This is a genomic window from Microbacterium terregens (assembly GCF_039534975.1).
Lineage (GTDB): Bacteria > Actinomycetota > Actinomycetes > Actinomycetales > Microbacteriaceae > Microbacterium > Microbacterium terregens.
In genome coordinates, this window is sequence record NZ_BAAAWH010000001.1 from 522764 (window position 1) to 534228 (window position 11465).

An 11465-nucleotide genomic window follows, 5' to 3' on the forward strand; every position below is an offset into this window, starting at 1 on the left:
CTGTCAGCGGGGCGGAAAGCTGCGGACGCGGCGCACGCGGAGGCGGAGGGGGAAGGCCTCGGCATCCCGTCGGGAATTCCCCGGCAGCTCGTAGACGTCCAGCATGAACTGCACCGGATAATCGATGCGCTGCCGCACGGTCTTGACCCATCGACCGTCGATGAAGAACCGCAGGCGATCCGCATCCCACTCGACCGCGTAGTCGTGGAAGCGGGTCAGGTCGCCCTCGACGCGCACCTTCTCGAAGTCCAGCGTCAGTCGCGGGTCGTGCTGCGGCTTGACGCCCACGCCCACCCACCCGCCGGTGTCGTCGAGCTCATTCCCGAAGATCTCGCACACGCAGATCTCCCCGGATTCGTCGGGGCGCTCCTCGAACCCGATCGGCCAGAAGGCGACCATGGCATCGGGATGCCGGATCGCCTGAAGCCGCACCTCCAGCACGCCGAAGTGCGCCAGCCAGAGTCGCCGCTGGCGCTGCGCCTGCTGCACGACCAGGTCGTCACGGAACCGATGCTGGCCGATCGTGCTGCCGACCGGCCCGGAGAACTGACCGGTCTGCAGGTGCGACACGCGGACCTCGCCGTCGTAGCGCGGCGACCACGGCGCGGTGTCGGCGTCGATGCGCAGCGTCAGCCCCGACTCGCCCGTCTCCCACCGGGCCGCCGTCGCCGCGCGCGACGACCAGTGCGGCGTGTAGTGCGGCCACCAGCGGGTGTGGTCGAGTCCGTCGTCGAAGTCGTCCTGGTGATCGGGTGTGCGGTCGGTCAGGTCGAGGGGCGACATGTCCAGCTCCCACGTGTGAAACGCGAGATGTCCGCCGCGCCACGGGGCGGTGGCCGATCCGGTGTGCTCGAACCCCGCGCGACGACAGAGCGCGTTCGAGGCCGCATTGTCCGTACCGGGATAGGCGACGAGCAGATCGCGGTCGCCCTCGGCGGCGACGCGCCGGATCAGCTGTCGCAGTGCGCGGCCGGCGACACCCCTTCCCTGCCACTCCGGCAGCACGCCCCACCCGGTCTCGTACGCGTCCACCCCCTTGTGCCGCGTCTGCCACCAGCCGATGCTGCCCGCCGGGGTGCCGTCGACGTCGATGCGGAACATATGGGCCTCGCCGGTCTGCCGATACCGGAGGTAGCGCTCGTGGCGCTCTCGCACCTCCTCGCCCGATTCGGGTCCGTTCAGATACGCCGTCATCTCGGGGGTGTTGCTGCGCTCGAGGATCGGCAGGTCGCCGGGACTCCATGGGTGAAGCGTCACGCGCATCGCATCCCGTCCCTCCGTCCCGAGCCATTCTCGGTGCGGCGGCGGCGGTCGGCAAGGGTGCGCGCCGGGGTCGGCAGGGGTGCGCGCCGGTGCTGGCAGGTGGATGCCGGTGCCGGGAGGGCGGATGCCGGTGCCGGGAGGGCGGATGCCGGTGCCGGGAGGGCGGATGCCGGTGACACGGGCTCAGGAGATACGGCCGTCTCAGGAGACTTCGGCCAGAATCGTCCTGACTCCGCGATATCTCCTGTTCTCGCGCCGCTCTATCGTGGGCACGCCGTTCGCTGTCGGGAGCGCACAAGCGCTCCGGCCCGCTGCGCGTCCGCCCGTTGTCGACATCGTCCAATGGAGTTTGCCTGGACTTGGAGGAGTTCTACCGTCGATGAGACTCCTCATCCCACCGAAAGGTGACGCAATGGCCGACGCCGCCGTCCGTTCCAAAAAGCCCGCCACGAACAAGCGCACCCCCGCAGGCGGGGCCCCCACCGGCCCGCACACTGCGGCCGAAGCATCCGAATCCCGCATCGATGTCGCGCAGGTGACCGACATGCTCCTGGGCACGTGGGCCGACACCCGGCGCGAGGCGCGCCGGATGATCAAGGACCCCGCGTTCTGGCGTGTGGACGGACTCAGCATGGCCGAGCACCGCGAGCGGGTCCTGAGCCAGATGCACCTGCTCGTCGAGAGCAAGGCCGTGCACCGCGCGTTCCCGAAGGAGTACGGCGGCGCCGAGAACAACGGCGCGAACATCGCCGGCTTCGCCGAACTGGTCGCCGCCGACCCCAGCCTGCAGATCAAGTCGGGTGTGCAGTGGGGGCTGTTCGGCTCGGCCGTGCTCCAGCTGGGCACGAAGGAGCATCACGACAAATGGCTGCCGGGCATCATGAGCCTGGAGATCCCCGGTGCGTTCGCGATGACCGAGACCGGCCACGGATCGGATGTCGCGTCCATCGGCACCACGGCCACCTATGACCCCGCGGCCGAGGAGTTCGTGATCCACACCCCGTTCCGGGGCGCCTGGAAGGACTACCTCGGCAACGGGGCGCTGCACGGCGTGGCGGCCACCGTCTTCGCGCAGCTGATCACCGCCGGCGTCAATCACGGGGTGCACTGCTTCTACGTGCCGCTCCGCGACGAGAACGGCGACTTCCTGCCGGGGATCGGCGGCGAGGACGACGGGCTGAAGGGCGGTCTGAACGGGATCGACAACGGCCGCCTGCACTTCGACCAGGTTCGCGTGCCCCGCACCAATCTCCTGAACAAGTACGGCGATGTGGCGGTGGACGGCACGTACACGAGCCACATCTCCAGCTCCGGCCGCCGGTTCTTCACGATGCTCGGCACCCTCGTGCAGGGGCGCGTGTCGCTGGACGGGTCGGCGGCGTGGGCGTCGGCGATCGCCATGGACATCGCGATCACCTATGCGAACCAGCGGCGTCAGTTCGACTCCGGAATCGGTACCGACGAGGTCGTGCTGCTGGACTACGGCAAGCACCAGCGTCGCCTGCTGCCACGGCTGGCGACCACCTACGCGTCGATCTTCGTGCACGACGAGTTCCTGCAGAAGTTCGATTCGGTCATGAGCGGGGCCACCGACACGGATGCCGATCGCCAGGACCTCGAGACCCTGGCGGCGGCGCTCAAGCCGCTGTCGACCTGGCATGCGCTGGACACCCTGCAGGAGGCCCGTGAGGCCTGCGGCGGCGCCGGATACCTCTCCGAGAACCGTCTGGTGGGACTGCGCGCGGACCTCGACGTCTACGCGACGTTCGAGGGCGACAACAATGTGCTGCTGCAGCTCGTCGGCAAGCGGCTGCTCAGCGACTTCGGCAAGCAGTTCAAGGACAAGGACGCCAAGGCGCTCGCCGCTTACGCCGTGGGACAGACCGCGGGCAAGCTCTTCCACGGTGCCGGAATGCGCCAGCTCGGCCAGGCGGTGAGCGACTTCGGTTCGACCGCGCGCGCGATCGAGCGGGGATTGCGCGCCGAGCAGCAGCACGAGCTGCTCGCGGACCGTGTGCACCAGATGGTCACCGATGTCGCGACACGCCTGCGTCCGGCATCCGCCCTGTCCCCTGCCGCCGCGGCCGCGCTGTTCAACGCGAACCAGTCCGAGCTGATCGAGGCCGCGCGTGCGCACGCCGAGCTGCTGCAGTGGGAGGCGTTCACGGATGCTGTCACCGCCGTCGACGACGAGGGCACCAAGCAGGTCCTGGTCTGGCTGCGCGACCTGTTCGGTCTCGGCCTGATCGAGAAGCACCTGGCGTGGTATCTGATCCACGGGCGCCTCTCCTCACAGCGGGCCGGCGCCGTGTCGGCCTACATCGACCGCCTGTGCCTGCGGCTGCGCCCGCACGCGCAGGACCTCGTCGACGCGTTCGGCTACGAGCCCGAGCACCTGCGGGCCCCGATCGCATCGGGCGCGGAGCAGGCCCGTCAGGACGAGGCGCGCGCGTACTACCGGGAGCTGGCCGCATCCGGCGAGGCCCCGATCTCGGAGAAGGCCGCGAACAAGAAGTAGCCGCGCGCCCTCTTCCCTTCCCGCGAGACTGGATAGACGCCACGAGACGGAGTCCGTTCGACCCCGTCTCGTGGCGTCTATCCGGTCTCGCGGCCGGTGGGGAGTGACAGGGTGTCAAGAATACTTGACACCGGCCGAGGGCGGAGCGTAACTTGGTGTCAAGGATTCTTTACATGACGGATCCCTTACGCCAAGGAGACATCATGCGCGCTGTCGTCACCCGCCGATACGGCGGCCCAGAAGTGGTCGAGTACGCGGATGCGCCCGACCCCGCACCGAGGTCCCGCGAGCTGCTCATCCGGGTCGAAGCGGCCGATCTCTCGACCGCCGACGCGGCATTCCGGGCGGGTACGCCGTTCGCGGCACGTCTGTTCGCGGGCCTGCGCCGGCCCCGCATGGCGATCCTGGGTGCGGACTTCGCGGGCACCGTGGTCTCGGTCGGTGACGCGGTGACGCGCTTCGCGGTCGGCGACGCGGTGTGGGGGGCGACCGGGGCGGCGATGGGTGCGCACGCCGAGCTGGTGCGGATCCACGAGGAAGGTGCGGTCGCGCTGCGTCCGCCGACGTTGACGGCCACGGATGCCGCGTCCCTCGTCGACGCGACGGCGATGTCCTTCCTGCGCGACACCGCGCGGCTGCGCGCCGGCGAGCGGATTCTCATCCACGGCGCCTCCGGTGCTGTCGGCACGGCCGCCGTGCAACTCGCCGTCGAGATGGGTGCCGAGGTCACGGCGGTGTGCAGCGGGCCGCGGATCGCGCTCGTCCGCGAGCTCGGAGCGGTGCACGCCTACGACTACCGCGCCGTCGACGTCACGACACTGCCCGAACGCTACGACGTCGTCTTCGACGTCGTAGGCACGGTGGGCTACCGCCGAGCCCGCGGCATCCTCACCCCGACCGGCCGGTACCTGATCACGGTGCCGACGATCGGCGCCCTCGCATTCCACGCGCTCACGCTCGGCTCGCGCGGACGGCGCTCGCGGATCGCGTTCACCGGATTGCGCAGACCCGCGGTGGTCCGGGCAGACCTCGAGGCCACGAGCGCCCTGGTGTCGGCGGGGCGGATCCGTGCCGTGGTCGACGGGATCTACCCGTACGCGAACGGTCGCGCGGCTCACGAGCACGTGGCGCGCGGCAAGGCGGGGCACGTGATCCTGACGCCATGATCCCCGTCGCGTCGTCACGTCGCCCTATCCTGACGAGGTGAGCCCCGGCATCCCCACCCCTGACATCCGAATCGGCGACGACGGAATCCCGCGCTGCGCGTGGACCGGTGACGACGGAGAATACCGCCGGTACCACGACGAGGAGTGGGGCGTGCCCCTGCACGGCGACCGGCCGCTCTTCGAGAAGATGAGCCTCGAGGGCTTTCAGGCGGGGCTTTCGTGGATCACGATCCTGCGCAAACGACCCCGATTCCGCGAGGTGTTCGCCGGGTTCGACCCGGCGTCGGTCGCGGCATTCGGCGCCGACGACATCGAGCGGCTGATGGGGGACGCGGGCATCATCCGCAATCGTTCCAAGATCGAGGCGACGATCTCCAATGCCCGCCTTCTCGTCGAGATGCCGGGCGGCGAGCTCGATGGCCTCCTGTGGTCGTTCGCGCCCGCGTCGGGGCGCGCCCGGCCGCGGTCGTTCGCCGAGGTGCCGGCTGTGACACCGGAGTCCACGGCGATGAGCAAGTCCCTGCGCGGGCGCGGGTTCCGCTTCGTGGGCCCCACGACGATGTACGCGCTGATGCAGTCGGCCGGCATGGTCGATGACCACGTCGAGGGATGCTGGCGCGCGGCCTGATGCGCCATACCGGCGCGCGGTCCATGCGCTGGAATACGCAACGACGGATGCCGGTTGCTCCCGTCGGAGGCTGACGTGGACTACGCGCACGCGCTCGAATTCGGAGCATTCATCACCCCATCGGCGGCAAAGCCCGACGTTCCCGTGGCGCTCGCCCGGCTCGCCGAGGCCGCGGGACTGGACCTGGTGACGTTCCAGGATCACCCGTACCAGCCGGCGTTCCTGGACACCTGGACGCTGATGACCTTCGTCGCGGCCCGGACCGAGCGCATCCGGATCGCGCCCAACGTCCTGAACGTCCCGCTGCGCCCGCCGGCCGTCATCGCACGCTCCGCCGCGAGCCTCGACCTGCTTTCGGAGGGCCGTTTCGATCTTGCGCTCGGCGCAGGCGGCTTCTGGGATGCCATCGTCGCGATGGGGGGCACTCGCCTGACCCCCGGACAGGCGGTGACCGCGCTCGAAGAGGCCATCGACGTCATCAGGTTGCTCTGGGACACCAGCCAGAAGCGCGGCGCCTTCTCCGACGGTCGGTATCACCGGGTGACCGGCGCCAAGCGCGGGCCGCGCGCGACCCACGACATCCCCATCTGGATCGGCGCCTACAAGCCGCGCATGCTCGCGCTGACCGGCCGGAAGGGCGACGGGTGGCTCCCGTCACTCGGGTACATGAAGCCGGGCGACCTCGCCCGCGGCAACGCCGCGATCGATGAGGCGGCGGACTCGGTCGGCCGCGACCCGCGTGAGATCCGCCGGCTCCTCAACGTCGGCGGCGGAACCCCCGAACCGCGCGCCTGGGCGGACCAGCTCGCGACCCTCGCCCTCGAGGACGGGATCGGCACGTTCATCGCGACCGGAGACGACCCGCGCGTCCTCCAGACCTTCGGCGAGGAGGTCGCGCCCCTGGTCCGCGAACTCGTGGCGCGCGAACGCGGCGCCCGCGGGATCAGCGAGGCTCCCCTGCGCAGCGCGGCTTCGCTCGCGCGACGCCGCCCGGGCATCGCCTACGACGACGTGCCCGCCGGGTTGCGGGTCGTCGAACCCGGTGACTTCGACTATCCCGACGTGAGCTCCACGTATCTGCGCGGCGGATCGCCTGCGATCGTGGTGCAGCCGGATTCGCCCGAGCAGGTTGCCGCGGCGATCGCTTTCGCCCGGCGGCATCCCGTCGCACCCCTCTCGATCCGCAGCGGTGGTCACGGAATCAGCGGTCGCAGCACGAACGACGGCGGCATCGTGATCGACCTGCGTCGACTGAACTCGATCGAGGTGCTCGACCACGAGCGGCGCCTGGTGCGGATCGGCCCCGGCGCGCGCTGGATGGAAGTGGCCGCCGTTCTGGGCGAGCACGGCTGGGCGCTCAGCTCCGGCGACTACGGCGGCGTGGGCGTGGGCGGCCTCGCCACCGCGGGCGGCATCGGATGGCTCGCGCGCGAGCACGGCCTCACCATCGATCACGTGCGCGGTGCCCAGATTGTGCTGGCCGACGGATCGATCGTGCGCACCGACGCCGAGACGCGCCCGGAGCTGTTCTGGGCCCTGCGCGGCGCGGGCGCGAATGTCGGCGTGGTGACGAGCTTCGACTTCGAGGTGGACGAGGTCGGCGAGGTCGGCTGGGCCCAGCTCGCGTTCGATGCCTCCGAAACCGCGGAGTTCCTCCGAGGCTGGGGTGCCGCGATGGAGGCGGCCCCGCGTGACCTGACGGCGTTCCTCATCCTGGGCGGGCGGCGCCCCGGTCAGCCGCGCATCGCGCAGATGCTCGCCATGGTCGACTCCGCCGACCCGGACCGGATCATCGCCCGTCTGCAGCCCTTCGCCGATCTCGCTCCTCTCGTGCAGCAGTCCGTCCAGCTGACCACGTACGCGCAGGTGATGGCCAACGCCGACCTCGGCCCGCAGCATGGGGCGGGTGAGCCGCTCGCGCGCTCCGGCCTCGTCGACCACATCACGCCCGCGATCGCGGAGGCGGCCGACCGGATGCTGGAGGCCGGGGACTCCTATTTCTTCCAGATCCGCTCCGTCGGCGGCGCGGTCGCCGACGTGCCCGAGGACGCCACCGCGTATGCGCACCGCGCCGCGAACTTCTCGATCGTCGCGTTCGGGGCGGATCCCGAACGCTTCGCGGCGGCGTGGGCGGCTCTTGCCGAGCACTCACGCGGCCTGTACCTGAGCTTCGAGAGCTCGCTGCGGCCCGAGCGGATCGAGGAGGCGTTCCCGCCCGCCACCCTCGCCCGGCTGCGTGCGATCAAGGCCGAGGTGGATCCGGACTCCGTCTTCGCCGACAACTTCTCGGTGACCCCGGAGTCCGCCGTCACCGGCTGACGCGTCCCCCTTCGCCGCGGCCTTCGTTCCGCCGGCCCCATGTGCTCCCCTGTCGCAAGGTGTGGGCGCGGTCGGCGTGTTGTGACAGCGGAGCCCCGGCGAGCCTCCGGCTGGGTCGCCACACTCCCCTGTTCCCCTGTCGCAAGGTGCGGGCCTCGCCGGCGTGTCGTGACAGCGGAACTTCTGCGACCCTCGGGCTCGGTCGCCACGCTGCCCTGTTCCGCTGTCGCAAGGTGCGGGCCTCGCCGGCGTGTTGTGACAGCCGAACCCCCGGCGACCCTCGGGCTCGGTCGCCCACACTCTCCTGTTCCGCTGTCGCAAGGTGCGGGCCTCGCCGGCGTGTCGTGACAGCGGAACCCCGGCGAGCGGCGGGCTCGCCGGGGCCGCGAAAACGAGAGCGGATGGGTGATCTTGCGGCGCGGGGTGTCCGCTGGCACATTGACGCGCAGCGACCAACGGCGAACGGGGGAGAGATGTGACCGACCAGCTGAGGATCTTCGCCGGCCTGCAGGGCTTCGTGAGCGCCGCCGGACTGCTGGCGCTGGTGCTGTTCTTCGCGCTCGCGACGCCCTTCGGCGCCGAACAGCGCCGATGGGCATGGCTGGGCCCGGTGAACGACTGGCTCTACGTGCTGGGCGCGGTCCCCTGGATCGTGGCGTCGGTGCTGCTCGTCGTGCGCGTCCGCGGCGGAACGCCGCTGTGGATTCTCACCGGGGTCCTGAGCGCGTTGATCGCCGCGAATGCGGTCGTCACCGTGCTCATGCTGGCCGGCAGGGTGGGCCTGAACATGCAGTTCCTGGTGGCGACGCCGATGATCCTCGTCGGGTTCGTCTGGCTGTGGCCGGCCGCCGCCGCCGCGGTCGGGGCGGCCGCCCTGCCGTCCTGGGTCCTGCCGCTGAGCATCGCCCTGCTCATCGCGTTCGTGGGCGGGGGCGCACTGATCGGCGCAGGCTTCCTCGTCCAGGCGGACTCCGCCGCGCGGATGGTGCTCTTCGTCGCCGGCGGGATTCCGGTCGCGCTCGCGATGGTCGCCTTCCCGGCGTGGTGGATCATCCTCGCCGGCAACGCGCGCTGACGCCGGCCCGAGTCCGGTGTGCCATCCGAGCAGGATCGAGGAAGCGGGCTGTCCTCGACGACGGGCAGAATGAAGCGTGCCCCGATCGAGAGGATTCTCATGACTCCGGCATCCACGCCCCATATCGCCGATTCCCACGAGGTGATCCGCGTCGTGGGGGCCCGGGAGAACAACCTCAAGAATGTGGATGTCGAGATCCCGAAGCGACGCCTGACCGTCTTCACCGGGGTGAGCGGGTCCGGCAAGTCCTCGCTCGTGTTCGCCACGATCGCGAACGAGTCGCAGCGGCTCATCAACGAGACCTACCCCACGTTCGTCCAGCAGTTCATGGGGCAGCTCAATCGTCCCGACGTCGACGCCCTCGAGAACGTCAGCCCTGCGATCATCGTCGATCAGGAGCGGATGGGGTCCAACTCCCGCTCGACGGTCGGAACCGCGACCGATGCGCACGCGATGCTCCGCATCCTGTTCAGCCGCCTCGGCCAGCCCCACGTCGGATCGCCGCAGGCCTTCTCGTTCAACATCCCGTCGGTCTCCGGTGCGGGCGCCGTCACCTTCGAGAAGGGGGGCAAGACGGTCAAGGAGCGCCGGTCGTTCGAGATCACCGGCGGCATGTGCCCGCGGTGCGAGGGGCTCGGCGAGGCGAGCGACATCGACCTGGACGAACTGTTCGACGGCTCGAAATCGCTGGCCGGCGGCGCGATCAACGTCCCTGGATACAACGTCGACGGCTGGATGGTGCGCGGGTTCACCGAGTCCGGGTTCTTCGATCCCGACAAGCCGATCAAGGACTACACGGAGCAGGAGCGTCAGGACTTCCTCTACAAAGAACCCACGAAGGTCAAGATCCAGAACATCAACATGACCTACGAGGGCCTGATCCCCAAGATCACCAAGTCGATGCTGCAGAAGGATCGGGACTCGCTTCAGCCGCACATCCGCGCCTTCGTCGACCGGGCCGTCAAGTTCACCGCCTGCCCGGACTGCGGCGGCTCGCGTCTGAACGAGGGCGCGCGCTCGTCGAAGATCCGAGGTGTGAACATCGCGGATGCTGCGGCGATGCAGATCACGGACCTCGCCGACTGGCTCGCCACGATCGACGACCCCGAGGTCGCGCCGCTGATGGTGAGTCTCCGCGGCACGATCGACTCGTTCGTCGACATCGGCCTGGGGTACCTGTCGCTGGATCGGGCGTCCGGGACGCTGTCGGGCGGCGAAGCGCAGCGCACCAAGATGATCCGGCACCTGGGTTCGGCGCTGACCGACATGAGCTACGTCTTCGACGAGCCGACGGCGGGTCTGCATCCGCACGACATCCAGCGGATGAACGCCCTGCTGAAGCTGCTGCGCGACAAGGGCAACACCGTCCTGGTCGTCGAGCACAAGCCCGAGGTCATCGAGATCGCCGATTATGTCGTCGACCTGGGCCCGGGAGCAGGTCGAGCGGGCGGCGAGGTCCAGTACACGGGGGATGTCGCGGGCCTGCGTGCGTCGGGCACCATCACCGGGCGCCACCTCGACGACCGCGCGAGGCTCAAGGAGTCCACGCGCACGCCCAAGGGCGTCCTGGAGATCCGGGGCGCGACGCAGCACAACCTCAAGCGCGTGGACGTGGACATCCCGCTCGGTGTCCTCACTGTCGTGACGGGAGTCGCGGGCTCGGGCAAGTCCTCGCTCATCCACGGCAACGTCCCGTCGTTCGACGACGTCATCGTCCTCGATCAGGCGCCCATCAAGGGCAACCGCCGCAGCAGTCCGGCGACGTACACGGGCATCCTCGACACCGTCCGAACGGCATTCGCGAAGGCGAACGGCGTGAAGCCCGCCCTCTTCAGCGCCAACTCCGAGGGCGCGTGCCCCGCATGCCGCGGGCTCGGCGTGATCATCACGACGCTGGGCTTCACCCAGACGGTCGAAACCCTGTGCGAGCTGTGCGAGGGCTCCGGCTTCAGCGACGAGGTGCTCGAGTACCGGCTCGACGGCAAGAACATCGCGGAGGTGCTCGCGATGTCGGCGGCCGAAGCGGCCGACTTTCTGACGAAGGGGCCGGCACAGACGACGCTGGCCCGGCTGATCGATGTCGGGCTCGGCTACATCACCCTCGGGCAAGCCCTCAATACGCTTTCCGGTGGCGAACGGCAGCGGCTCAAGCTCGCGATCAGCATGGCCAAGAAGGGGGCGATCTACGTCCTCGACGAGCCCACGACCGGTCTGCATCTCGCCGACGTCGACAACATGCTCGCCATGCTCGACCGCCTGGTCGAGGCCGGCAACAGCATCATCGTGATCGAGCATCACCAGGCAGTGATGGCCCACGCCGACTGGATCATCGATCTCGGACCGGGCGCAGGCCACGATGGCGGTGCGATCGTCTTCGAAGGGACGCCGGCCGAGCTCGTCGCGAACGCCGACACGCTCACCGCGCATCACCTCAAGCAGTACGTCGGAGCCTGAGAAATCCGCAGAGCGCAATGGGTAGTTCGCCCCATCGCGGCC

At 69.6% G+C, this 11465-nt stretch carries 7 protein-coding genes; 6 read left to right on the forward strand and 1 reads right to left on the reverse strand.

What is annotated here, in order from left to right; translation table 11 throughout:
* Positions 1-3: 3 nt before the first annotated feature.
* The gene (locus ABD655_RS02470) at positions 4-1257 is read right to left on the reverse strand and encodes a GNAT family N-acetyltransferase (protein WP_344711451.1); all 1254 of its coding nucleotides are present in this window, start codon (positions 1255-1257) and stop codon (positions 4-6) included.
* Positions 1258-1675: 418 nt separating this feature from the next.
* Between ABD655_RS02470 and ABD655_RS02475 the strand changes: the two genes are divergently transcribed.
* The 6 genes from ABD655_RS02475 to ABD655_RS02500 all read left to right on the forward strand — a co-directional run bounded on the left by ABD655_RS02475 (position 1676) and on the right by ABD655_RS02500 (position 11423).
* A complete protein-coding gene (locus ABD655_RS02475; protein ID WP_344711453.1) occupies positions 1676-3781 on the forward strand; it encodes an acyl-CoA dehydrogenase family protein in 2106 nt (701 codons plus the stop codon).
* Between the two features lie 173 nt (positions 3782-3954).
* On the forward strand, positions 3955-4947 hold the full coding sequence (locus ABD655_RS02480) for an NAD(P)-dependent alcohol dehydrogenase (RefSeq protein ID WP_344711455.1): 993 nt from the start codon (positions 3955-3957) through the stop codon (positions 4945-4947).
* 37 nt (positions 4948-4984) lie between these two features.
* Positions 4985-5575, forward strand: coding sequence for a DNA-3-methyladenine glycosylase I (locus tag ABD655_RS02485; protein WP_344711457.1), 591 nt, complete (start codon positions 4985-4987; stop codon positions 5573-5575).
* 75 nt (positions 5576-5650) lie between these two features.
* On the forward strand, positions 5651-7894 hold the full coding sequence (locus ABD655_RS02490; RefSeq protein WP_344711459.1) for an LLM class flavin-dependent oxidoreductase: 2244 nt from the start codon (positions 5651-5653) through the stop codon (positions 7892-7894).
* A gap of 475 nt (positions 7895-8369) precedes the next feature.
* Positions 8370-8969 carry a hypothetical protein gene (locus tag ABD655_RS02495; RefSeq protein WP_344711461.1) on the forward strand — a complete coding sequence of 200 codons (600 nt, stop codon included), beginning with the start codon at positions 8370-8372 and terminating at the stop codon, positions 8967-8969.
* A 99-nt stretch (positions 8970-9068) separates the two neighbouring features.
* Positions 9069-11423, forward strand: a complete 2355-nt coding sequence (locus ABD655_RS02500) for an ATP-binding cassette domain-containing protein (protein ID WP_344711463.1) — start codon at positions 9069-9071, stop codon at positions 11421-11423.
* Positions 11424-11465: the final 42 nt, after the last annotated feature.

Coding starts and splice junctions, on each gene's coding strand:
- ABD655_RS02475 (WP_344711453.1), top strand. CDS start 1,676: ATGGCCGACGCCGCCGTCCGTTCCAAAAAGCCCGCCACGAACAAGCGC.
- ABD655_RS02480 (WP_344711455.1), top strand. CDS start 3,955: ATGACGGATCCCTTACGCCAAGGAGACATCATGCGCGCTGTCGTCACC.
- ABD655_RS02500 (WP_344711463.1), top strand. CDS start 9,069: ATGACTCCGGCATCCACGCCCCATATCGCCGATTCCCACGAGGTGATC.